We start from the raw sequence: 22074 nt of genomic DNA on the forward strand, positions 1-22074 counted from the left end.
GAAACGTCGATGCAATCGAGTTCCCGAGAGGAAGCGCTCGAAGCGCTGGCCGCGTCACGCTGGAAGGTGGCCGCGGTGCTCACCGCGGCCATGCTGGTGGCGTACCTCGGCTTCATCCTGTTGGTGGCCTTCAACAAGCCGCTGATGGGGCATCAAATCACCCCGGGCCTGTCCATCGGCATCCTGCTGGGCGTGCTCGTCATCCTGGCCGCGTGGGTGCTGACGGGCATCTACATCCTCTGGGCGAACGGCAAGTACGACCGGGCCCTCCACCAGTACCGGAACGAGAAGTGAGGACGGCATGAACCCGACGACTCCTCCGGGCACGCAGCTGGGCCAGCCCAACACGACGGCCATCATCTTCTTCCTCCTCTTCGTCGGCATCACCCTGGCGATTACGTACTGGGCGGCGCGCAAGACGAAGTCGACCTCCGAGTTCTTCGCCGCGGGCGGCGGCGTCAGCGCCGCGCAGAACGGCTTCGCGCTGGCGGGCGACTTCATGAGCGCCGCCAGCTTCCTCGGCATCGCCGGCCTCGTGGCGATGTCCGGCTTCGACGGCCTCATCTATTCCGTCGGCTGGCTGGTGGGCTGGCCGGTGGTGACGTTCCTCATCGCCGAGCCGCTGCGCAACCTGGGCAAGTACACGTTCGCGGACGTGGTGGCGTACCGGCTGAAGCAGACGCCGGTGCGGCTGTCCGCGGCGCTGGGCACGCTCGCCGTGGTGAGCTTCTACCTGATTGCGCAGATGGTGGGCGCCGGCAACCTCATCCACCTGCTCTTCGGCCTGTCGTACGAGACGGCAGTCGTCATCGTGGGCGCGGTGATGATTCTGTACGTGCTCTTCGGCGGCATGATTGCCACCACGTGGGTGCAGATTGTGAAGGCCGTGCTGCTCCTGGCGGGCGCCACGGCGCTGGCGGTCGCGGTGCTCTACAAGTTCGGCTTCAGCCCGGTGGCGCTCTTCAACGAGGCGGCCACGCAGTACGGGCCGGAGACGCTGGCGCCCGGCAAGCTGGTGGCGAGCCCGCTGGAGGCCATCTCCCTGGGGCTGGCGCTGATGTTCGGCACGGCGGGCCTGCCGCACATCCTGATGCGCTTCTACACGGTGCCGGACGCGAAGGCGGCGCGCGGCAGCGTGTTCTACGCCACGGGGCTCATCGGGTACTTCTACCTGGTGACGTTCATCCTCGGCTTCGGCGCGTCGGTGCTGGTGGGCCGCACGGCGATTACGGGTGTGGACAAGGGCGGCAACATGGCGGCGCCGATGCTGGCCGAGGTGGTGGGCGGCACGGGCTTCCTGGGCTTCATCTCCGCGGTGGCCTTCGCCACGATTCTCGCGGTGGTGGCGGGCCTGACGCTGTCCGGCGCGGCGGCGCTGTCGCATGACTTGTGGTCCTCGGTGGTGCGCAAGGGCAAGGCGCCGGAGCACGAGCAGCTCCGGGTGGCGCGAATCGCCAGCTTCGCGCTGGGCGTGCTGGCCATCATCCTGGGCGTCATCTTCAAGGGTCAGAACGTGGCCTTCATGGTGGGCCTGGCCTTCGCCATCGCCGCGAGCGGCAACTTCCCCGCGCTGCTCCTGTCCATGGCGTGGAAGAACTTCACCACGCGGGGCGCGGTGGCCTGCATGCTGACGGGCACGTTCAGCGCAGTGGTGCTCATCTTCCTGTCACCCACGGTGCAGGTGGACCTCTTGAAGAACGCCACGGCCATCTTCCCGCTGAAGAACCCGGGCATCATCACCATCCCGCTGGCCATCGTGGTGGGCGTGGTGGTGTCGCTGCTGTTCCCGGAGCGCGAGGCCGCCGACCGCTTCGCCGAGGTGCGCCACCGGATGCACGTGGGCGCCCCCACGCCGAGCATCCCCGCGCCCGAGGCACCGGTGTCCACGGCCTCCGCCACGCCGCCGGCCGGAGTCCACCCGAGCAAGGCCTGACGACGACATCGCCCTCCCGCTCCTCCTCGACGGGAGGGCAGGGACGGGACCCGGGTCACCAAGGGGCCCGGGTCCCGCACCCGTTTTCGTGCGCAGTGCGCGTAACGCGAAGGCGTCACGGCGAAGTGGATGGATGAGAGGACGGAGCCGAGACCCGGCGTGCCGAAGTGCCCGGGCCTCGTGCCCGTCCTCGCGTGCGGCGCCTGGGACGCCTCAGGCCCGAGGTGTCACGGCCCCGTGAAGCGCCTGCCGCACCGCCGCGCGCACGGGCGCGGGCACCTCGTCGCCGGGGATGCGGCGGCAGAGGGAGACGGTGCGCTTGAGGGACTCACAGGCCTCGGTGCAGCGCGCACAGCGCCCGAGGTGGTCCTCGATGCGGACACACGTGGCCTGGTCGATGTCCTGCGCGGCGTAGTCGGACAGCTCCTGCGCCAGCTCCGGGCATCCCTGACCGCCGGCCGCCGCGTCCTCGCCCATCAGCGTGGAGAGGTGCTCCCGCAACTGCATGCGCGCACGGTGCAGCCGGCTCTTGAGGGCGCGCACCTCGATGCCCACCACGCGTGCGGACTCCTCCGCCGACAGGCCTTCGACGTCCCGGAGGATGAGCGCCTCCCGATATGTTTCCGGGAGCGCGAGGATGGCGGCCTGGAGGACCTCGCCCATCTGCCGTGCGTGCGCCTTCTCGTCGGGACGTGGGCCTTCCGTGGGCACTCCGGACGCATCAGGGGAGTCGAGCGTGAGGTGCTCCTCGGGCATTCCCGCCCGTCGCCTCCGAGCACGGAAGCAGTGGCTCCGCGCCACCTGGTAGAGCCAGGTGGACAGCTCCGCGTCGCCCCGGAAGGCGTGCAGGCCCCGGAAGGCGGTGAGCAGCGTCTCCTGAAGCACCTCCTTCGCGTCCTCCTCCGAGCCGCACATACGCAGGCCGAAGCGGTACACCTGACGCTCGTGCCGCGCGAGCAGCGTGTCCAGGGCTCCGTCGTCGCCCTCCCGTGCCGCCGCAATCAACTCCACGTCACTTCTCGCCGCCATTGAAGGGGCCTCCTCGAAAACGCCCGACCGGGGGGACGGCGGGCGCCTGTTCCGGCTGCCCGGTGAATCCTGTTTCCATCGGCCTGACTCTCAACGTGTGGGGCCACGACGATGCTCTTCCGACAACTCTTCGATGCCACGTCTTCGACCTATACCTATCTCATCGCCGACCTGGCCAGCCGCAAGGCGCTCCTCATCGACCCGGTCGCCGAGCAGGCGGAGCGCGACCTGACGCTGGTGCGAGAGCTGGGCCTCACGCTCAGTCACGTCCTCGACACGCATGTCCACGCCGACCACGTCACCGCCACGGGTCTCCTGCGGGAGCGCACAGGCGCCAGGGTGGTGGGAGGCGCGGCGGGAGCCCCGTGCGCCGACATCCACGTGAGCCACGGGGACGTGGTGCGCGTGGGCGCGCTGGCGCTCAGCGTGCTCGCCACACCGGGACACACCGACGACAGCGTGAGCTACTTCATGGGCGACCGCGTCTTCACCGGGGACGCGCTCCTCATCCGCGGCAACGGGCGCACCGACTTCCAGAACGGGAGCGCGAGCACGCTCTACGACTCCATCACCCGCGTGCTGTTCGCCCTGCCCGACGAGACGCTCGTCTACCCCGCGCATGACTACAAGGGCCACACGGTGACGACCATCGGCGAGGAGAAGCGCTTCAACAAGCGCGTCGCCGGCAAGAGCCGCGAGCAGTTCATCGACATCATGGACCACCTCGGGCTGCCGAAGCCCAAGCAGATCGACGTGGCCGTCCCCGCGAATCGAGCCTGCGGCCTCGTGCGGCCCGACGCGCACGCAATACAATGACCCCCTTTCTTCTTCGAGCGACTTCACGATGAACCCCTACCTCCTCTCCCTCCTGGGCGGCGTCCTCATCGGCGTGAGCGCCTCCCTCCTGCTCCTCTTCAACGGACGCATCGCGGGCGTCAGCGGCATCACCGGCGGGCTTCTCACGCCCTCGAGCGGAGACGTCGGCTGGCGCGTGGCCTTCATCGGCGGCCTCGTGCTCGGCGGCGCCCTGCTGTTGGCCTTCCTGCCTCGAGCGATTGGAGCCCCGGTCGTGTCGAGTGCGGGAATCATCGCCCTCGCGGGCCTGCTCGTCGGCTTCGGCTCGCGACTGGGCAGTGGCTGCACCAGCGGCCACGGCGTCTGCGGCGTGGCACGCGGCTCGAAGCGCTCGCTGGTGGCGACCACCGTCTTCGTGGCCACCGGCATGGGCACCGTCTTCGTGATGCGTCACCTGATGGGAGGTGCGTGATGAAGACCCACCTGATGGCTGGACTGGCCGGCCTGCTCTTCGCGGTGGGCCTGGGCATCGGAGGCATGACGGACCCGGCCCGGGTCATGGGTTTCCTCGACGTCACTGGCGCCTGGGACCCGAGCCTCCTCTTCCTCATGGCCGGTGCCGTCGGGACGCACGCCGTCATGCGCAGGTTCATCCTGCACCGGACGCGGCCCGTGCTCGCGCCGGCCTTTCCCAACCTGCCCCAGACGCGCGTGGACGGGCGGCTCGTCGGCGGCGCGGCCCTGTTCGGCATCGGCTGGGGCCTGGCGGGTTACTGCCCGGGGCCGGCGCTCGTCTCGCTCGCGAAGGGCGCGCCCCTGCTGGTGCTCTTCGTCGCGTCCATGCTCGCGGGCATGGCCGTCTTCCGAGGGTGGGAGGCGGCACGGACGGCTACGCGACGCGGGCCCGCCACCGGAGCGAGTCCCACCGGCGGCCGGCCGCACGCGGGCACCACGCCCTGAGCGTCACCTGCTCTTCCGCGCCCGAGCCAGCCCCTCCTGGCAGTCGGCGTAGGGCTCCGGCAGGCGCAAGCATTGGAGGAAGGCCGCTTCCGCCTCGCCGTAGCGGCGTTGGTGCAGCAGCACCGCGCCCAGGTCACGCCAGTAGAGCGGTTCCCCTGGCGCGAGTTCCGTGAGCTTGGAGCGATGCTGCCGAGCGCCCTCCAGGTTCTGTTCCTTGAACTCCAGACGCGAGAGGGCAAGGTGGGCGCCAACATTGCCGGGGTCGGTATCCAGCACGGCGGTGAGCTCCTTCCGAGCCTCTTTCCGCTGGTCGAGCTTGAACAGGACGACCCCCAGGCCATATCGCGCGTCGAGGGAGCCCGGGTCCACCTCCAGGGCCTTGCGGAAGCGCTCGCGCGCGAACTCGTAGGCCCCCTCCTCCAGGTGGACGTAGCCCAGGCTCAGGTGCGCCTGCAGGTAGCCCGGGTCGTACTCGAGCGCCTTGAGGATGTGCCGCTTCGCCTGTGAGGTGTCCTGCCGCTGGAGAGCGATGAGGCCCTTCGTGACCCACAGGTCCGGGTTCTTGGGGGAGAACTCCAGGCCCAGGTCGCAGTACGTCTCCGCTCTGTCCAGGTTCCCATTCGCCAGCTCCTGTTCGCAGAGCTCCCCGTCGAAGCGCGGACACTCGTGGACAGGTGGGGACGCGCAGGCGGAGAGGAGCAGCGCGGCGACGAAGGGCAACGCAAGAGCAGACCTTCGGAAGTGCATGGCCGGAGAAGCGTAACCCGGGGGTCCCCCAGGTGGAGGAGGGCGAGCGGATGCTGAACGGGGCCGCGGGAGGAACGGTCTCCGCGAGCGGGCAGGAGTTGCGGGGCAATGCGGCGTGTGGGGGTCATGGTCGCCGCGAGGTCGAGCGCCCCGTTCCCTCCGGCCATGACCCGCCAGCGCGGGCCCCGGTGCCGGCACTCAACGCGCGCCGGCCCCGCCGCCGTGGGTCAACGGTGCGTGTGCACGGAGACACTGGCATGCGGTGCTTCGCCCTGCGGGGCAGGTGAGTTGACGCGAAGGACACAGCCGCGCGCGAGGACAGGGGGCGCGAGGACGACGGACCGGGTCTTCCCGCGCTATGTCGGTGGAGTGGATGGGGGGATTTGATGCGACGCGCCGCCAGCAGCCCGTTGGAGGTGGATGAGGAGAAGCTCGTCCGTCGGTTCCCCGGCCTGGACCGCAAGGCGACGGGTGCGTTCTTCACACCCGCGCCGCTGGTGGAGCGCACGCTGGCGCTCGCGCTGGCGCACCTGGGCGAAGGCCCGCTCACGGTGGTTGACCCGGCGTGCGGCGCGGGCGCATTTCTCACGGCAGCCGCGAGGCTGCGGCCCGATGCGCGCCTGTGCGGCCTGGAGTTGGACCCGGAGGTGGCGCGCGCCTGCAAGTCCCGCGTGCCCGGCGCCGACGTGCGCGAGGGAGACGCGCTGCGCGGAGGTCTGGAGCCGCTCGTCGCCGCCACGCCGTCGGAGCACCGCGAGCTGTGGGTGGGCAACCCGCCGTACAACGGCACGTCGCCGGTGCTGAAGGACGCGAGCACCTACGCGCGGCTGCGTGCCCTGCTCCCGCTGGCCCTGCCTCCGGGCACGAGCCTGCGCGACGACTTCGCCTTCTTCCTGCTGGTGGCCGCGCACCGGCTCGTCTCGCGTCCCGGCGTGCTGGCCTTCATCACGCCCGCGACGCTGCTGGACGCGTTCCTCTATGCGCCGCTGCGCCAGTCGCTGCTGGCCACGCTGGCCCTGCGCGAGGTGGTGGACCTGGGCCCCGGCGCCTTCTCCGGCACGCAGGTGCGCACGTGCATCACCGTGTGGTCCTCGCTGCCGGGTCCGCGCGAGGCACCGCGCTTCGAGCGCGGAGGCGTGTGGCAGGGCTTCACGCCGGAGGCACCGGAATGGCGCCTCGCGCCCACTGCACCGGAAGCCTCCGAGCTGGACGCGCGCTGGCGGGCGGAGGGCGAGCCGCTGACGACGCTCGTCCCGGTGAGCCTGCCCGGTGTGAAGACGCGCTTCGACGAATTGCTGGTGGACGCGGATGCGGAGCGGCTGCTGGCCCGCGTGCGAGCCTTCGCCGCGGCCCGCATGGACGAGCTGCCCGACTTCGCGCGCGCCCATGGGCTGCCGGAGGAGCTGCTGCCCAAGCTGCGCGAGCTGAAGGTGGGCCCACCGCTGGAGGTGGACCCGAGCCACGTACGCCCGTTCTTCCGCTACGGAGGCGCGAGGCACCGAGGCACGGTGCCGCACGAGGCACGGGCGTACTGCTACCTGGACCGGCGCCTCATTCCACGTGGAGACCATCGGCTGCGTGGGCCGTATGACCCGCACCTGGGCGCGGTGAAGCTCCTCTTCAACGTGCGTGAGCTGCCACTGTCGGCCGCGCTGCTGGAGGAGGAGGGCTGCGTGCACGACCACCGGCACGCCCGCTTCGCGCCGCTGTACGTGCCCCGGCGCCTGCGGGATGAAGGGCTCGCCGTCACTCGCTCCGCGTCGACGCTGGAGGCATTGGGGCCGCTGGTGCCCAACCTCTCGCCTCGGGGGCAGCAGTGGGCGGAGAGCCTCGGAGGCCCGCTGGAGGCCTTCCGCGCGCTGGTGACGTTCCTCAACGGGCCCGAGGTGCAGGACGTCTGGGCCCCGGCCTTCGGTGCTTCACGCGTGGTGCCGGTGCCGCTGGTGGCTCCCGCGAAGGAGTGAACGGTTCCGGGGCGTCTCTCTTGAAAGCCCGCACGGTTTCCCCGGCACCGCGCTCGGGCAGTCGCTAGTGTGCCGCTTCTCCGCAGCGACCTACCCAGGAGGAAGGACCGACTTATGAAGATTCGAGCCCTGCTGACCGCCGCAGCCCTCACCGCCGCCATGCCCGCGCTGGCCCAGGCCCCGCAGGCCGCGCCGCCCGCCCAGGGCGAGGGAAAGGGTCAAGGCAAGGGGAGCGCGGGTGAGCAGCACGGAAAGGGCAAGGGGGCCGAGCAGACCGGCAAGGAGCCGGGGGCGCCCGCCGCTCCGGCAGCCACTCCGGAGAAGAAGGCTCCACCGAAGGGCGAGACGGCCAAGGCGATGGTGAAGGACGCCCAGGGCAAGGACGTGGGTGAAGTCACCCTGGAGCAGACGGCGCAGGGCGTGGTGGTGAAGGGCACGCTGAGCAACCTGCCGCCGGGCCAGCACGCGTTCCACATCCACGAGACGGGCAAGTGCGAGGCCCCGGACTTCAAGACGGCGGGCGGCCACTTCAACCCGACGAAGAAGGCGCACGGCATGATGTCGCCGAAGGGCAAGCACCACGGCGACCTGCCCAACCTCTACGTGGACCAGACCGGAAGCGTGAAGTTCGACTTCTTCGCGCAGAACGGCCTCACGCTGAAGCAGCTCTTCGACAAGGACGGCTCGGCGGTGATGGTGCACACGAAGGAGGACGACTACTTCACCGACCCGACCGGCGACGCCGGCGGCCGCATCGCCTGCGGCGTGGTGGAGAAGGCGCAGTAGCCGTCCCTGTGGCGGGTGCCTCTCCCATGCTGGGGAGGGGCACCCGCGAGCTGCGTCAGTGCACGGGACCCGCGACCGCGCCGGCCGCGTCCTCCTTCACCGGCGTGAAGAGCAGGTCCTGGAAGTCGTAGCTGAAATCCGTCATTGGCGACACGGGCTGCATCCGCATCTCGCCGATGGAGCCATCCGGCTTCAGCGAGAACGTCACATACGCATCCGCGTTCAGCGTGCGCTCCCTCCACTTCGCCACGAAGGTGTCGTACTGCCAATGCTCCAGCTCGCCCGTGAGCGCGGGCGTGCGGCTGAAGCGCAGGACGAGCTTCTCCCCTTCCTTCGCGATGGCCACGTCGCCGTACCACGCATCGCGGTACTTCCCGACGTAGGCATCGACAGGAAGGGACGGCCGCGACTGCGCATTGCGCGACGCGCTCGCCGCGCCCACCACCGCCTGCGCCTTGCTCTCCTTCTCCGCATCGTCCGCCTTGTACGCGGCCACCCAGTCCGTGCCCGGCGCGCCCAGGTACACATCCAGCAGCGTCCACGTGGGCGCCTCGTACCCGCCGCGCGCCTCCTGGTTCGTCAGCACGGCGATACCCAGCCGCTGCTCCGGCACGAGCACCACGCGCGACACGTAGCCCGGCAGTCCGCCCGTGTGCCCCACCAGCTTGAAGCCCCGGTAGTCGCGCAGGTTCCAGCCCAGTCCGTACGCAGCGAAGTTCGCGCGAATCCCGGCCAGCGCCTTCGACGGCTCCTTGATGGGCAGCACCGTCTGCGCGGACCACATCTCGCGCGACTGCTCCTCACTGAAGAGCCGCTTCTTCCCATCCGTGCCCGGCACCACACCCCGGTCCAACTGCGCCAGCATCCACCGCGCCAGCTCATTCACGCTGGTGTTGATGCCGCCAGCCGGCGCGTTGTTGTCGAAGGGCACCGGTGCAATCGCCTTGAGCACGCCGTCCGCCTTCGCATGCGGCATCGCCACGTTGGTGCCGGGGCGGAAGGCCGTCACGCTGGTGTTGCTCGTGCGCATGCCGAGCGGCGCGAAGATGCGCTCGCGGATGAACGCGCTCCACGTCTTCCCGCTCGTCTTCTCGATGACCTTCCCCGCGACGAGGTACAGGATGTTGTCGTACGCGTACCTGCTGCGGAAGCTGCTCGCCGGAGGGATGCGCCGCAGCCGCGCGACGATTTCCTCCTCGGTGAAGGTGGACTGCGGGAAGTAGAGCAAATCTCCCGCGCCCAGCCCCAGGCCGCTGCGATGCACGAGCAGGTCGCGAATCGTCAGCTCACGCGTGACGTAAGGGTCGAACATCTGGAACGACGGCAGGTGGTCGATGACGCGGTCGTCCCACTGGAGCTTGCCCTCGTCCACCAGCATCGCCAGCGCCGCCGCGGTGAAGGCCTTGGTGTTGGAGGCGATGCCGAACAGCGAGTCCGCCGTCACCGGCGCCTTCTCGCCCAGCTTGCGCACGCCGTAACCCTTCGCGAGCACCACCTTGCCGTCCTTCACCACGGCCACGGCGATGCCGGGCACCTCGAAGGTCTCCATGGTCCGCTGAATCGCGGCGTCGAGGTCCGACTGCGCGGCCTGCTGGGCGAATGGCGTGAGCGGGAGGATGAAGAGGAGAAGCGCGAGGGCGTATCGCACGGGAACTCCGGGTGGGGGACAGGCGACTGTCTACCGCACCCGGCACCCGTGCTACAGCGACGCCCCGCTCACACGTAGCCGAAGCGGCGCCGCGCGAACCACTCCGCGCCGAGCAGCGCAATCAGCGCCACCAGGTAGTACCAGCGGTCCCACAGCGGCTGGTCCTTCGCGCGGCCCACCTCCACCACCGGCGGGTCCAGCAGCGGCACATCCGGCAGCCCATCCTGCGGCAGCTTGTACGCCTTGCCACCGGTGACCTTGGCAATCGACTCCATGAGCTCCGGCCGCACCGAGGCATCCGACAGCTCCGGCCCCACGGCGCGCACCGCCACCGCGTCCTCGCCCGAGCCCAGGTCCGTCTCACCCTTCTTCGCCGAGGCCAGCAGCTTGTACGGGCCCGGCGCGGGCGGAGCGAACTCCAGCCGAATCACGCCATCCGCGCCCGTCGCCCCCGTCTGCACCGCCACCGGCTTCTGCGTCGCCACGGAGAACAGCTCCACGCGCACCTGCGCGTCCTGCGCGGGCTGGTAGTCCGCCATGCGCGCCTGCACCACGACGCCCACGGGCTTGCCGGGCTCCACCGACGGAGGGTCCGCCGTCACCTTCAGCGTCGTCAGGTCCGGGTCCCTCACCAGCCACCGCAGCGCATTGCCCCAGAAGCGGTCATACGCACGGTTCGGCGAGCCGTCCTTGTGCGCCTCGAAGGCCCAGTACCAGGACGCATCCGTCGCCATCACCAGCGCGCGGCCCCGACCGTAGTCCCACACCGCCACCAGCGGCGCGTTCTTCCCATTCGCCGTCATGTGCGGCACGTCCAGCAGCACCGTCGCCCCGGGGCGCGCCGTCGTGAGGTTGGCGCCCGGAATCGCCGGCAGCTCGGCCCACGCGGCCTCGGTGCTCGCCGCGCCGGTGGCGATGGCCGTCACCGGGTGACGCAGGCCCTCGGGCGTCACGCGGGCCTTGAAGGGCTCCGGATTCGCGGGGCCGGCGGCCGCCACGGGCAGCGCCTCCATCAGCGTGGGCATCGTCGCGCGGCCCTCGCCCAGCACGCTGTCGCCGCCAATCATCACGAAGGCGCCGCCGTTGTGGATGTAGCGCTCCAGGTTGCGCTCGTACTCGGAGATGGAGAGCGACGGGTCCGCGTGCCCGAAGTTCTGGAAGATGACGACGTCGAAGGTGTCCAGCTTCGTGTCGAAAATCTCCTCCATGGGGAAGGGAATCAGCGACAGCTCGCGCTCGCTCGACACGCCCGGGTCATCCGACAGCGTGCGGAGGATGTAGAAGGACACCAGGTCCACGTTGGCGTCCTGGCGCAGCAGGCCGCGCAGGTAGCGCTCGTCCCACGAGGGCCGGCCCACCACGAGCAGCACGCGCACGCGGTCTCGAATCACCTTCAGCGTGAAGGAGCGCGTGTTGTTGTCCGCCACCGCCTCGTCCGCGAAGGTGGGCACCGTCACCGTGTAGACGAAGCGCCCCGTCTGGTCCGGCGTGAAGGTGAAGGACACCGGCTTCACGTCGTCCGAGGACTCCAGGCGCACCGTCTTGCTCGCCACCGTCTTGCCTTCCTGGCTGAGCACCACCGGAATCTCGCGCCCGCTGAAGCCGCGGCCGTGAATCTCCACCTCCACGGTGAGCGAGTTGCGCACGAAGGCGAAGTCATCCACCTTCAGCCCCTCCACCGCGAGGTCCTTCAGCGCCTCCTGCCCCACGGTGAAGGTGGACACGGGGACATTCAAATCCGCCAGCGCCGCGCGAGCACGGCCCACCACGCCCGCCTTGAGCTCCTGGTTGTCCGCGCCGTCGCTGAACAGCAGCACGCCCGACAGCTTGCGAGAGCCCTGCCCCGCCCCCGCCGCCGCGCGCACCGCGGAGAGCAAATCCGTGGTGCCCGCGCGCGCCGGGTCCTTCGCCAGCGACGCGGGCGTCACCGGCGCCAGCTCCGGGTCGAAGCCGTACATCTCCACCGTGAAGCGGTCCTGCAGCGCGGCCAGTTGTGGCGCGGCCTTCTCCAGGAAGGAGGCCACCTGCGCGGTGCGCGTGGGGCCACCGGGCTCGGAGGGGAAGCTCATGGAGGCGGAGCGGTCCACCAGCACGGCGACGCGGTTCTTCATCCGCGCCACCTGCAGGTGACGGATGCCGGGCTCCAGGAGGAAGAAGAGCGCGGCCACGCCGGCGCCGATTCGAAGCAGCCAGAGGAGGACGCGGCGGTAGCGCGAGGGCTCGCGGCGCACGCCCCAGGCGGCCAGCGCCACGCCCAGCACCAGTCCGAGGGCGAGCAGCACCAGCGCCCACTGCGGGAGCGGAGAGAGGCTGACGAGCTTCCAGGCGTTGAAGGTGGGCGAGTTCATCCAGGCTTTCGGCGTCAGGCCGGTGCTGCTTCAGCGCCGCTTGTTGAGGATGAGCGGCAGGTGGACGGCGTCATCCTTGTAGTCGAGGCAGAGGGCATACATGCAGATGTTGATGCCCAGCCGCACCGCCAGCTCGCGCTGGGGCTCGCCGCCGGGAGACACATCGAACTCGTAGTCGCCGGACTCGCTGCGGCTCCACGCGCCGGCCAGGTCGTTCTGCGAGTACAGCACCGCCGCGCGCTTGCCCAGCATGGAGGCCATCAACTGGGGCTTGTTGAGCAGCCGGCCCGGCGCCGCGTCCAGCATGAAGAAGGATTTGAACACCACGTGGCTCGAGGGCACCTCGGCCAGCGGGTTCTGCGGCAGCACCCGCGCCATCTCCCGGCGGAAGGACGCGTCGAAGCCGTCCCCGTCGCTGCCGTCGTTGGCGTCCGCCAGCAGGAAGCCGCCGTAGGTGAGGTAGCGGCGCAGGTTGGTGACCTCCTCCTCGGTGAGCGCGGGGAAGGAGCCCTCGCCGCCCATGTACAGGAACGGATACTCGAAGAGCTCTGGCGAGCTGAGCGCGTAGGGGCGCGCGTCCGGCACCACCTCCACCGAGGTGCGGCGCTGCAGCTCCCAGGCGATGCGACGCAGCCCGGACAGGCGCGCGTCCCAGCGGCCGCCGTGGCGGGCCACCGCGGGGATGAAGCGGCTCTTCTCGCCGAAGGCGTCCGCCCGCCGGGCCAGCAGCGGAGCGAGCGCGGCGGTGCCGAGCAGGAGGGTTCGACGCGTCAGTCGCCGGGAGGACATGGGGAGGTTCTATATACCGTCGACGGGTATGCGCATTCCCCGGTATAGAGGGCCCCCATGGCAAAAGGCGGACAGACGCCTCCCGAGCCCGGGTCCCCGGACGTGAAGGCCGCCTGGGCCCGGAAGGAAGCGGGCGACGTGGCCGGGGCCCGGAAGGACGCGGAGCGCATCCTGGCGCAAGACCCCTCCCCCGAGGAGCGGGCCGAGGCCGAGGAGCTGCTCCGTCGCACCTCCACCCCCCGAAGCCTGTACGGCTTTGCCCTGCTGGCCGCGGCCGTCCTCATCGTGCTGCTGGTGCTCGCGATGTCCCGTTACGCATAAGCTGGAGCGGCTCGCGCCCCGTCCCGGGCGCGCACGGCATTGCGCGAAGCAATAGGAGCAGAAGCAATGGAAGGCCTCATCCAGGCCCTGAAGGCGTACGAGACGTTCAACCCCTCGGGCTGGGTGGGCATCTACCGGCTGCTGCCCATGTGGTCCGGCATCGTCCTCGGTGTCGCCGGGGTGGTGTTGCTGCTGGCGGGCGGAGGGCGCCTCTTCCGCGTGCTCGCGGGGCCCATCGGCGCGCTGCTGGGCGTGTGGTGCACGGGCATCGTCGCCACGAAGCTCGGCCTGCCGGACGTGGCGAAGCTGCCCATCATCGTCGCGACCGTGCTGCTCGCGCTGGGCTTCCTCTTCCCCCCGGTCATCACCTTCGTGGGCGTGGGCATCCCCCTGGGCCTGATTGCCGGGGAGATTGCCGGGCCCCAGGACTACCTGCTCGGCTTCGCGCCGGGCTTCATCATCGGCGGGCTGGTGGGTGCGCTGCTGCATCGCGTGGTGAGCGCGCTCGTCTCCTCGGCCGTCGGCGCGTGGCTGCTCGTCATCGGCGCGCTCGCCGCGCTGCACCAGTTCGGCGGGCTGGTGGCGGCGGTGGCCAGCCGCCCGTGGGGCGTCATCGTCGCGGCGGGCCTCTTCGCGATTGCCGGAGCCGTGTACCAGTTGGCAGTCCGCCCCTCCCCCGAGGAGGCGGACAAGCAGCGCGGCGAGCGTGAGCGACAGCAGCAGCGCCAGGCGGAGCAGCGGGCGCTCGAGAAGCGCTGGGGAGTCAAGTAACCCCGACCGCGGCGCGCTTTACCTCCACCGTCCTGGCGCGTACATTCCGCCGCCTTTCCCCCCGGAATCCCCCGTAAGGACTTGATGGGCCAGGCCAGGCGCAAGGAAAAGGACAAGGAGAAGCCGCAGGAGTCGGCACCGGAGCCCTCCCCCGGGCCGGCCGCTCCCGCGACGGAAGGGTGGGTGAAGCCCCAGGGGCTGTCCCGCCGCGGTTGGGCCGTGCTCGTCGGCCTCGTCGTCCTCATCCAGTTCCCCCTCATCCACCACGCCCTCTTCCGCGGTGACGCCGACGTGACGACGTCGGTGCCCTACACGCAGGACTTCTCGGACCCGGCGGTGGTGAAGCGCGACTTCTTCTCCACCGGCGGCTTCTGGCGAGAGGTGAACGGTGAGCTGCTCGCGCCGGGCGTGAAGAACAACCCGCTCTGGCTGCAGGCCCCGCTGCCGGACGACGTGGCCGTCGAGTTCGACGTGCGGTCCGAGGCTCCGGAGGGTGATGTCCGGTTGGAGATTTTCGGCAACGGCGTGGACCCGGCCTCGGGCTACGTCCTCGTGCACGGCGGATGGAACAACTCGCTGTCCGTCATCGCCCGCAAGGACATGGGCGCGCCCAGCATGGACGTGCTCAAGCGGCGCGCCAGCCGCAATGGCAACGAGGGCGCGGACCTCGTCGCCTCCGGCGTCTACGACAAGGACACCGCGGTGCGCGTGGAGGCGCGTGGCACGCCGGTGCAGGCGGGCCGCACGTACCACTGGCGCGTCGAGCGGCGCGGCACGAAGCTGAAGTGGACCATCGACGGCGAGCCCATGCTCGAGCTGGACGACCCCTTCCCGCTCAAGGGCCGCGGCAATGACAGGCTCGGCCTGTCCGGCAACGAGTCGCAGATCTTCTTCGACAACCTGCGCGTGGACACGCCGGACCGGCTGCCGCCCACCGCGCCCGCGGCAGCAGCGCCCACACCGCCGCCCGGCCCCTACGCGGACGACTTCAACCGCGCCACGCCAGGCGACGCGTGGAACGTCACCAACCCCTCCGCGGTGAAGCTGGAGGACGGCGCGCTGGTGGTGGAGCTCATCCACAACCGCCCCGTCTGGCTGAAGCAGCCCATCCCCACCAACGCCATGATTGAGTTCGACGCCTGGTCGGACAGCCCCGAGGGCGACATCAAGGTGGAGGCCTGGGGCGACGGCCGCTCCTTCTACGCGGGCGACTTGCGCCTCCAGTACACGGCCACGGGCTATGTCTTCATCCTCGGCGGCTGGCGCAACACGCAGTCCGCCATCGCCCGCCAGCACGAGCACACCCCGGACCGCGCGGTGCGAGACGGCCAGGTCGTGGTGCCCGGAAAGCACCACCACTTCAAGATTACCCGCCGCGGCGGCCACATCGCGTGGGAGCTGGACGGCCAGCCCTTCCTCACCCTCCAGGACTCCGCCCCGCTGGTGGGCCCGCGCAACCAGTACTTCGGGTTCTCCGGTTGGAAGACCCGCGTGCACTTCGACAATCTGAAAATCGAGCCGCTCTCCCCCTAGCGGCGAAGGAAAGCCTCACGTGCGTAGAGTCGGTATCTTCGGCTGGGGTGTCGTTGCCCCCAAGTCCAGGAACATCGAAGCTTTCGAGCGGAACCTCCAGTCCGCCGAGAGCTGGCTGTCCCCCTTCAACGGCTTCGGGCCGGACAACTTCCTCGTCGGCATGCCGGAGTTCGAGCTGACCGACTACAAGCCGTGGATTGACGCGCGCTTCCCGGCCAATCGCTTCTCCCAGTTGGAGAGGAAGATGGGCCAGCCGACGCAGTTCGCCATCGGCGCGTTCATCCAGTCGCTCCAGCAGAACCCGGGCCTGGAGCAGGAGCTGCAGGCGCTGGGGAGCCGCGCCCACGTCTACGTGGGCACCGGCCTGGGCGATTTGCCCACCATCCAGAACATCTCGCTGGACCTGTACCGTGCGCAGCGCCGGTGGGACCGCTTCTGGGCCGCGCCGGAGCGCAACTCCGTGCTGCGCAAGTGGCTGGAGACGCGCGAGCCCCTGCCGGGCCTGCCGCCGGAGCCGAGCACCGTGGAAGAGGCCACGCGCGACGAGGCCGAGGACGCGTGGTGGCACTACTGGGCCGGCCGCTCCGTGGAGCTGCGCGAGTACCTGGAGGAGCTGCGCGAGATTGAGGCCATCGGCGTGCCCGACGAGGGCGACGTCGAGTCCGCCAAGCTGGCCGTCATCAAGGAGAAGCGCACCCGCAACGCCCGGCTCCAGAAGAAGTGGATGTCGCCGGAGCCACCGTGGAACGCCGTCTCCTCCAACGTGCTGTGGAACATCCACAACACGCCGGCCTCGCAGATTTCGATGATGGGGCGCATCACCGGCATGACGTTCGCCCCGGTGGCCGCGTGCTCGTCCTTCGGCTACGGCCTGCGGCTGGCCATCAACGCCATCCAGCTGGGCCAGGCCAAGGCCGTCGTCATGGGCATGACGGACGCGGCGCCCAGCCCGCTCGTCGTGGGCGGCTTCTACAACGCGCGCGTCATCTCCGCGGACGCCGCCTTGTCCAAGCCCCTCACCGCGCTGCGCGGCACGCACATCGCTGGCGGCGCCGCCGTCTGGGTGCTGGGGGACCTGGAGCACTTCACGGCCCGGGGCTTCAAGCCGCTGGGCATGGAGCCAGTGGCCGTGGGCGTCACCGCGGACGCGGACCACATCATCACCCCGTCCAAGGAGGGCCCCACCCTGGCCATCCGTGAGGCGCTGGCCGACGCGAGCCTGACGCCGCAGGACGTGGGGAGCTGGGATTTGCACGCCACCGCCACGCCGGGTGACTTCCTGGAGGTGCAGAACCTGCGCGACGTGCTGCCGGGCACGGTGCTGATTACCGCGCGCAAGGGCACTTTCGGCCACGGCATGGCCGCGGGCGGCGGCTGGGAGCTGACGGCCCAGTACCTGGGCTACGGCCAGGGGAAGGTGTTCCCCACGCCGCTGAAGCAGACCGAGCTCAACAAGCAGATTTCCAAGGTGCACAGCCGCTTCGTCTTCGATGAGGCCGTGGCGGCGCCCGCGGGCTGCGCGGGCAAGCTGTCCATGGGCGTGGGCGGCATCAACGCCTGCGTGATTTCACGGCCCTGGAAGAAGTAGCCGCTGTTCAAGGATGGGCGCGCTTCGCGTCCGTCTCCAGCTTCGCCGCCGCCTCCGGGTCGATGCGCTGGAGCAGCTCCAGCTCCAGCTCCAAGTCCCTCGAGGAGCGGTTCTCCACGGGCAGCGAGCCGCTGGCGGTGCTGTTGTTCGCCGCCAACGCCCGCTCGCGGTTGGTGCGAGCCACGCCGTCCGTGTAGCCCACGCCAATGGACTGCTGCGTCCTGTCCAACCGCATCACCCGCAGGCCGACGCCGTTGGCCACGCGCACGCCCTCCACGAGGAAGCGCGAGGAGGTGGTGGGTCCCAGCGTGCCGCCGCCGGACTCGCGCCACTCCGTCTCCAGCACGAAGCGACCCGGGTTCTCCCGCCACGAGAGGCCCCGCTCCTTCAGCACCGCCTGCACCACCGGCCAGATTTCCGCCAACTCCTTCTGGTAGACGTGACGCGATGCCTGGTCACGCAGGTAGTTGTGACGGAGTGAGCCGGAGCAGCCGGCGAGCGCCAGCGCCGCCAGCGCGAGACACAGTCCCGCGGCGCGGGTGATGCGAGTCATGAAGAGCCCCCTGGAGTCGAGATGAACGGTGCCAGGCGGCCAGCATAGCGCCACCGCCCGGCCGTGTATTCCCGGCTATCAGGGTAGTCCCCGCTGCCTCCTGGAGGCTCAGGCCTTGGGAGTGGCCACCAGGTCGAAGTCGGGGATGTGCTCGCGCATGAACTCGCGCATCCGGTTGATGAGGGCCGCCTCGATTTGACGGGCGCGCTCGCGGCTGACGCCGTACTTGTCGCCGATGTCCTGGAGCGTGAGGGGCTCGTCGGAGGTGAGGCGGTTCTCGAAGATGTAGCGCTCCTTGCCTTCGAGCGTGCGGGCGAACTCGGCCAGCTTCTCGCGGAAGAGGGCCTTGAGCTGCTCGGCGCCGAGCCGCTCGTCGGCGCCGATGGCACCCGAGGGCAGGTAGCGGTCCGCGCGCGTGGCGCCGGAGTCCTCGTCGCCCCTGAGCGGCGCGTCGATGGACACCTCGTCGTGACCCAGCCGCTGGTCCATCTCCACCACGTCCTGCTCGGAGACGTTGAGCCGCTCCGCCAGGAGCTTGGGGCTGGCCTCGAAGCCCTGGGCGATGAGCTTCTCCTGCTCCTGGCGCAGCTTGAAGAAGAGCTTCCGCTGGGCTTCCGTCGTCCCCAGCTTCACCATCTTCCAGTTGTCCATGATGTAGCGGAGGATGTACGCCCGAATCCACCACGCGGCGTAGCTGCTCAGCTTCACTCCGCGCTCGGGGTCATACTTCTTCACCGCCTGCATCAGCCCGATGTTGCCCTCCTGCACCAAATCGAGGAGGGACAGCGGGTTGCGGTGGTACTCGTGCGCCAGCTTGACGACCAGGCGCAGGTTGGAGGCCACCAGCCGGTAGGCCGCGTTCACGTCCCCTGTCTCCCGGTACTTCCGGGCGAGCGAGACCTCCTCCTCCCGCGTCAGCAGGGGGTGGCGCTGCACCTCGCTCATGTAGGCCTGGAGGGGGTCCTTGGTCGTGAGGCTGGACGCCTCCGCCCGGGCCAGGGCCCGGGTGGGCACGAGGGGGCCCGAGACGTCCTCCTCGGGCTCCACCTCCGCCAATTCCGCGGGGTCTGGCTCGACGGAGTCCGGGTCCACCTGCGCCTCGGCCTCGGCGCCCTCCGTCTGGGCGTCGACGACCTCCGCGTCCACCACCTCGCTGGCCGGGCGCTTCGCGCGAGGGCGGGGAGCCGCCCCTTTGGTTCTTTTCCTCCCATTCGCCATGGGCGCTCCATACAGCAAAGTGCAGCGATTGTTGCCAGAGGGTAATGCAGGGGCTATGCCCATGCTTGATGAGCGACAACCAAGAGCCCACGCCGGGAAGCCCGGCGCCTGATGAAGCCCCGACGCGTCCCGCCGAATACATCGCGGACATCGGCTTCGACGAGATGAACCTCTCCGAGCCCATCCGCCGTGCACTGGCGGAGCGCGGCTATACCAACCCCACCCCCGTCCAGGCCCGCGCCTTCCGGCCGGCCATGGAGGGACGAGACCTCATCGTCCGCAGCAAGACGGGCACGGGCAAGACGGCCGCCTTCGGCCTGCCCCTGCTGGAGAAGATTCCCGCGGACGAGAAGCGCGTGCGCGCCCTCATCCTCTGCCCCACCCGCGAGCTGGCGCTCCAGGTGGCCGACGAGCTGAAGACGCTGGCGAAGCACAAGGGCGTGAAGGTGGCGGCCATCTACGGCGGCGCCTCCATGAAGCAGCAGGAGGACGCGCTCGAGGAAGGCACCCCCATCATCGTCGGCACCCCGGGCCGCGTCTTCGACCACATCAACCGCGGCAACCTGAAGCTGGACGGGTGCGACCACGCGGTCCTCGACGAAGCGGACGAGATGCTGAACCAGGGCTTCTACGAGGAAGTCACGCGCATCCTCGACCGCCTCCCCAAGACTCGCCAGGTGCTGCTGTTCAGCGCCACCGTCCCCACGGACATCCAGAACCTCATCGCCCGCTACACGACGAACGCGGAGACGCTGCTGTTGTCCGGCGACGTCTTCACGGTGGAGCACATCCACCACATCCGCTACGACGTGTCGGACGCCTTCCCCAAGCCGCGCAACCTCATCTACGTGCTGGAGAAGGAGGAGCCGCAGAACGCCATCATCTTCTGCAACACCCGCGACGACACGGCGCTGGTGACGGCGGTGCTCAACCGCAACGGCTTCGACGCGGAGCTGCTCAACGGAGACCTGCCGCAGAAGGAGCGCGAGCGGGTGATGGGCAAGGTGAAGCGCGGCGAGGTGGCCTTCATGGTGGCCACGGACATCGCGGCGCGCGGCATCGACATCTCCGGGCTGGAGTACGTCATCAACTACTCGCTGCCGGAGGACGCGGCGGTGTACCTGCACCGCGTGGGCCGCACCGGCCGCATCGGCAACAAGGGCACCGCCATCAACCTCTTCTCCGGGCGCGAGCTGGCGACGTACACCACGCTGGAGAAGAAGTACGGCATCAAGTTCGAGATGCGCGAGATGCCGGCGCCCGAGGAGGCCATGCGCCTGTGGACCGAGCGCCACGTGCGCGAAATCCACGAGGCCGCCGGCGCCTCCATCTTCGAGGGCTTCCTCCCCCTGGCCTCGCAGCTCAAGACGCGGCCGGACGCGGATGACCTCATCGCCTTCCTGCTGAAGTACTTCTTCAGCCACCTGCGCATGGAGAAGGCCGCCGCGGCAGCAGCGGCCGAGGGGCGCGAGCCCGCGCAGGAGCGCAAGCCGGAAGCGCGCGACGGTGGCCGCCGGGAGCGCGGCGAGAAGCGCGAGCGCGGGGAGCGTCGTGAGCGCGAGGAGCGCCGCGAGCGTCCGGCCCGCGCCGAGCGGCCGGAGCGCGCGGAGCCCGGTGAGCGTGAGCGGCGTCCCCGCCGGGACGAGCCCCGGCGCGAGCGCGGCGAGCGGAGCAGCGCGGCGCTGGAGGCGGGCCCCGGCGAGGTGAAGCTGTGGGTCAACCTGGGCACCGCGGATGGCCTCGGGCCGGGCAGCATCGCCACGGCGCTGGAGGATGCGGGCGCCCCGCTGGGGAAGATGGTGCGCGCGGAGCTGCGCCCCACCTTCGCGTACGTCTTCGTGGCGGAGGACGACGTCACCGCCTTCGAGACGCTCAACGGCAAGCAGCATGGCACCAAGACGCTGCGCGTGGAGCGCAGCAAGCCGCGCACGGAGCGCGAGTCCACGCCCCGCCCGCCCCCGTCCCCGGACGCGGGCCCCGGCGAGGCCAAGCTGTGGACGAACCTGGGCACCGATGACGGCATGGACGAGGCGAAGCTGCCCGCCGCGCTGGAGGCCCTGGGCGCGCCTGCCGGCAAGGTGCTCAAGGTCGTCATGCGTCCCACGTACGGCTACGCCTACGTGGCCGAGGCGGACGCCCCGGCCTTCGAGGCCCTCAACGGCAAGCCGCACGGCGACAAGCCGCTGAAGGTGGAGCGCCACCGCCCGCGCGGCGCGCGCGAGGAGCGCCGCCCGAGGCCCGAGTCCGTGCCGGACGTGCCGGGCCAGACGCGCCTGTGGGTGGGCCTGGGCCGACAGGACGGGCTGGACGAGACGGGCGTCACCGCCGCGCTCGAAGCCGCGGGGGCTCCGGCTGGCAAGGTGGTGCGCATGGACCTGCGCCCCACGTACGCGTACGTCTTCGTGGCCGATGAGGACGCGGCCGGCTTCGAGGCCACGCATGGCAAGCCACACGGCGACCGCACGCTGAAGGTGGAGCGGGCGAAGAAGAAGTAGACGTGGAAGGAAGGCGGGCCCGTCAGTCCCCGGTGCCCGCCTCTTCGGCCGCCTTCCGGCGCCGCTCCCGATGGTAGTGGGCGGCGCACAGGCCCCGGGCGAGCACGGGCTTGCCACAACCGGGCTCGCCGCAGCGGGCGGGCTCGGGGCGGCGGAGCGCCTCCGCGTCTCCAGCCGGGGCGGCATCGCTGAACATCACCTCCGCCACCGCCAGCAGCCGGTCCAGGTCCGAGCGCGACAGCCGGCGCGCCCGGACGAAGTCCTCCAGCCGGTGCACTCCCGCGTCCTGCGTGTCGTCCAGCCGGAGCAATTCCCACAGGGGCAACTCCAGCGCGGAGGCCACCTGGAGGAGTGTCTCGTAGCTGGGGCTGCGCTCGCCGCGCTCCAGCAGTGACGCGAAGGAGACGGAGATGCCGCACCGGGCGGCGAAGTCCTCCTGGGTGAGGCCCCGCCGCTCTCGCAGCGCGCGGATGCGCCGGGCCAGTCCCTGGAGATGTCCGCTCGCGGGAGAAGTGTCAGGCGAACCGGCCGGCATGGCTGTTTCCTATGGTATCCCACCCCTTCTGTTAAGGTCTCGCGCGCGATGCGGGCTCCTC

Annotated in this window: 20 protein-coding genes; 12 read left to right on the top strand and 8 right to left on the bottom strand. The window is 70.2% G+C overall.

The genetic code is table 11. The features are described 5' to 3' along the window. Positions 1–9: 9 nt before the first annotated feature. Both ACVTJA_RS41130 and ACVTJA_RS41135 read left to right on the top strand, forming a co-directional pair. Positions 10–294, top strand: coding sequence for a DUF485 domain-containing protein (locus ACVTJA_RS41130; RefSeq protein WP_465828779.1), 285 nt, complete (start codon positions 10–12; stop codon positions 292–294). Between the two features lie 7 nt (positions 295–301). Beyond that, the gene (locus tag ACVTJA_RS41135; RefSeq protein ID WP_465828780.1) at positions 302–1933 is read left to right on the top strand and encodes a sodium:solute symporter family transporter; all 1632 of its coding nucleotides are present in this window, start codon (positions 302–304) and stop codon (positions 1931–1933) included. Positions 1934–2146: 213 nt separating this feature from the next. On the opposite strand, the gene ACVTJA_RS41140 is transcribed toward ACVTJA_RS41135, so the two are convergent. After that, positions 2147–2962 (bottom strand): sigma-70 family RNA polymerase sigma factor, encoded by an 816-nt coding sequence (locus ACVTJA_RS41140; protein WP_465828783.1) that lies wholly within the window; start codon positions 2960–2962, stop codon positions 2147–2149. A 111-nt stretch (positions 2963–3073) separates the two neighbouring features. On the opposite strand from ACVTJA_RS41140, the gene ACVTJA_RS41145 reads away from it, so the two are divergent. The 3 genes from ACVTJA_RS41145 to ACVTJA_RS41155 are packed head-to-tail and all read left to right on the top strand — an operon-like array spanning position 3074 to position 4717. Continuing rightward, complete coding sequence (locus ACVTJA_RS41145) at positions 3074–3778, top strand: MBL fold metallo-hydrolase (protein ID WP_465828785.1); 705 nt, start codon at positions 3074–3076, stop codon at positions 3776–3778. A 28-nt stretch (positions 3779–3806) separates the two neighbouring features. Continuing rightward, complete coding sequence (locus tag ACVTJA_RS41150; RefSeq protein WP_465828787.1) at positions 3807–4229, top strand: YeeE/YedE family protein; 423 nt, start codon at positions 3807–3809, stop codon at positions 4227–4229. Continuing rightward, positions 4229–4717, top strand: a complete 489-nt coding sequence (locus ACVTJA_RS41155; protein ID WP_465828791.1) for a DUF6691 family protein — start codon at positions 4229–4231, stop codon at positions 4715–4717. Before ACVTJA_RS41150 ends, ACVTJA_RS41155 begins: the two co-directional genes overlap by 1 nt. Before the next feature lie 3 nt (positions 4718–4720). Here ACVTJA_RS41155 and ACVTJA_RS41160 read toward each other — a convergent pair whose 3' ends face one another. Continuing rightward, positions 4721–5437 carry a tetratricopeptide repeat protein gene (locus tag ACVTJA_RS41160; protein ID WP_465828795.1) on the bottom strand — a complete coding sequence of 239 codons (717 nt, stop codon included), beginning with the start codon at positions 5435–5437 and terminating at the stop codon, positions 4721–4723. Positions 5438–5850: 413 nt separating this feature from the next. Here ACVTJA_RS41160 and ACVTJA_RS41165 point away from each other — a divergent pair, with 413 nt between their 5' ends. Beyond that, positions 5851–7428, top strand: coding sequence for an HsdM family class I SAM-dependent methyltransferase (locus tag ACVTJA_RS41165; protein WP_465828799.1), 1578 nt, complete (start codon positions 5851–5853; stop codon positions 7426–7428). A gap of 114 nt (positions 7429–7542) precedes the next feature. Continuing rightward, positions 7543–8214, top strand: a complete 672-nt coding sequence (locus ACVTJA_RS41170) for a superoxide dismutase family protein (protein WP_465828802.1) — start codon at positions 7543–7545, stop codon at positions 8212–8214. Positions 8215–8269: 55 nt separating this feature from the next. Here ACVTJA_RS41170 and ACVTJA_RS41175 read toward each other — a convergent pair whose 3' ends face one another. The 3 genes from ACVTJA_RS41175 to ACVTJA_RS41185 form a co-directional block, all read right to left on the bottom strand. After that, entirely contained in the window at positions 8270–9862 is a 1593-nt protein-coding gene (locus tag ACVTJA_RS41175; RefSeq protein ID WP_465828805.1) for a serine hydrolase, read from the bottom strand. A gap of 68 nt (positions 9863–9930) precedes the next feature. Further along, on the bottom strand, positions 9931–12210 hold the full coding sequence (locus ACVTJA_RS41180; RefSeq protein ID WP_465828809.1) for a glutamine amidotransferase: 2280 nt from the start codon (positions 12208–12210) through the stop codon (positions 9931–9933). 30 nt (positions 12211–12240) lie between these two features. Then, positions 12241–12999 (bottom strand): DUF4159 domain-containing protein, encoded by a 759-nt coding sequence (locus tag ACVTJA_RS41185; RefSeq protein ID WP_465828811.1) that lies wholly within the window; start codon positions 12997–12999, stop codon positions 12241–12243. Positions 13000–13056: 57 nt separating this feature from the next. On the opposite strand from ACVTJA_RS41185, the gene ACVTJA_RS41190 reads away from it, so the two are divergent. From ACVTJA_RS41190 to ACVTJA_RS41205, 4 genes are all read left to right on the top strand, one after another. Then, positions 13057–13320 (top strand): molecular chaperone DnaJ, encoded by a 264-nt coding sequence (locus tag ACVTJA_RS41190; RefSeq protein WP_465828813.1) that lies wholly within the window; start codon positions 13057–13059, stop codon positions 13318–13320. Between the two features lie 66 nt (positions 13321–13386). Continuing rightward, positions 13387–14091, top strand: coding sequence for a hypothetical protein (locus ACVTJA_RS41195; RefSeq protein ID WP_465828815.1), 705 nt, complete (start codon positions 13387–13389; stop codon positions 14089–14091). 84 nt (positions 14092–14175) lie between these two features. Next, positions 14176–15624: a DUF6250 domain-containing protein gene (locus tag ACVTJA_RS41200; RefSeq protein ID WP_465828817.1), complete on the top strand. Its 1449-nt coding sequence runs from the start codon at positions 14176–14178 to the stop codon at positions 15622–15624. Positions 15625–15643: 19 nt separating this feature from the next. Further along, positions 15644–17212, top strand: coding sequence for a beta-ketoacyl synthase N-terminal-like domain-containing protein (locus tag ACVTJA_RS41205; RefSeq protein WP_465828818.1), 1569 nt, complete (start codon positions 15644–15646; stop codon positions 17210–17212). Between the two features lie 7 nt (positions 17213–17219). On the opposite strand, the gene ACVTJA_RS41210 is transcribed toward ACVTJA_RS41205, so the two are convergent. Together ACVTJA_RS41210 and ACVTJA_RS41215 are read right to left on the bottom strand one after the other, a co-directional pair. Further along, positions 17220–17765 (bottom strand): hypothetical protein, encoded by a 546-nt coding sequence (locus ACVTJA_RS41210; RefSeq protein ID WP_465828820.1) that lies wholly within the window; start codon positions 17763–17765, stop codon positions 17220–17222. Positions 17766–17873: 108 nt separating this feature from the next. Beyond that, a complete protein-coding gene (locus ACVTJA_RS41215; RefSeq protein WP_465828822.1) occupies positions 17874–18983 on the bottom strand; it encodes a sigma-70 family RNA polymerase sigma factor in 1110 nt (369 codons plus the stop codon). A gap of 68 nt (positions 18984–19051) precedes the next feature. Between ACVTJA_RS41215 and ACVTJA_RS41220 the strand changes: the two genes are divergently transcribed. Beyond that, positions 19052–21478 carry a DEAD/DEAH box helicase gene (locus ACVTJA_RS41220; RefSeq protein WP_465828824.1) on the top strand — a complete coding sequence of 809 codons (2427 nt, stop codon included), beginning with the start codon at positions 19052–19054 and terminating at the stop codon, positions 21476–21478. 22 nt (positions 21479–21500) lie between these two features. On the opposite strand, the gene ACVTJA_RS41225 is transcribed toward ACVTJA_RS41220, so the two are convergent. Further along, positions 21501–22013, bottom strand: a complete 513-nt coding sequence (locus ACVTJA_RS41225) for a helix-turn-helix domain-containing protein (protein ID WP_465828826.1) — start codon at positions 22011–22013, stop codon at positions 21501–21503. Positions 22014–22074: the final 61 nt, after the last annotated feature.

This window comes from Pyxidicoccus sp. M6 (genome assembly GCF_055568925.1).

Bases quoted from the DNA above. Each gene is read 5' to 3' on its own strand.
- ACVTJA_RS41220 (WP_465828824.1), top strand. From the start codon at position 19,052: ATGAGCGACAACCAAGAGCCCACGCCGGGAAGCCCGGCGCCTGATGAA.
- ACVTJA_RS41180 (WP_465828809.1), bottom strand. From the start codon at position 12,210: ATGAACTCGCCCACCTTCAACGCCTGGAAGCTCGTCAGCCTCTCTCCG.
- ACVTJA_RS41210 (WP_465828820.1), bottom strand. From the start codon at position 17,765: ATGACTCGCATCACCCGCGCCGCGGGACTGTGTCTCGCGCTGGCGGCG.
- ACVTJA_RS41130 (WP_465828779.1), top strand. From the start codon at position 10: ATGCAATCGAGTTCCCGAGAGGAAGCGCTCGAAGCGCTGGCCGCGTCA.
- ACVTJA_RS41190 (WP_465828813.1), top strand. From the start codon at position 13,057: ATGGCAAAAGGCGGACAGACGCCTCCCGAGCCCGGGTCCCCGGACGTG.
- ACVTJA_RS41155 (WP_465828791.1), top strand. From the start codon at position 4,229: ATGAAGACCCACCTGATGGCTGGACTGGCCGGCCTGCTCTTCGCGGTG.
- ACVTJA_RS41165 (WP_465828799.1), top strand. From the start codon at position 5,851: ATGCGACGCGCCGCCAGCAGCCCGTTGGAGGTGGATGAGGAGAAGCTC.
- ACVTJA_RS41150 (WP_465828787.1), top strand. From the start codon at position 3,807: ATGAACCCCTACCTCCTCTCCCTCCTGGGCGGCGTCCTCATCGGCGTG.
- ACVTJA_RS41185 (WP_465828811.1), bottom strand. From the start codon at position 12,999: ATGTCCTCCCGGCGACTGACGCGTCGAACCCTCCTGCTCGGCACCGCC.
- ACVTJA_RS41135 (WP_465828780.1), top strand. From the start codon at position 302: ATGAACCCGACGACTCCTCCGGGCACGCAGCTGGGCCAGCCCAACACG.
- ACVTJA_RS41200 (WP_465828817.1), top strand. From the start codon at position 14,176: ATGGGCCAGGCCAGGCGCAAGGAAAAGGACAAGGAGAAGCCGCAGGAG.
- ACVTJA_RS41195 (WP_465828815.1), top strand. From the start codon at position 13,387: ATGGAAGGCCTCATCCAGGCCCTGAAGGCGTACGAGACGTTCAACCCC.
- ACVTJA_RS41215 (WP_465828822.1), bottom strand. From the start codon at position 18,983: ATGGCGAATGGGAGGAAAAGAACCAAAGGGGCGGCTCCCCGCCCTCGC.
- ACVTJA_RS41140 (WP_465828783.1), bottom strand. From the start codon at position 2,962: ATGGCGGCGAGAAGTGACGTGGAGTTGATTGCGGCGGCACGGGAGGGC.
- ACVTJA_RS41225 (WP_465828826.1), bottom strand. From the start codon at position 22,013: ATGCCGGCCGGTTCGCCTGACACTTCTCCCGCGAGCGGACATCTCCAG.
- ACVTJA_RS41170 (WP_465828802.1), top strand. From the start codon at position 7,543: ATGAAGATTCGAGCCCTGCTGACCGCCGCAGCCCTCACCGCCGCCATG.
- ACVTJA_RS41145 (WP_465828785.1), top strand. From the start codon at position 3,074: ATGCTCTTCCGACAACTCTTCGATGCCACGTCTTCGACCTATACCTAT.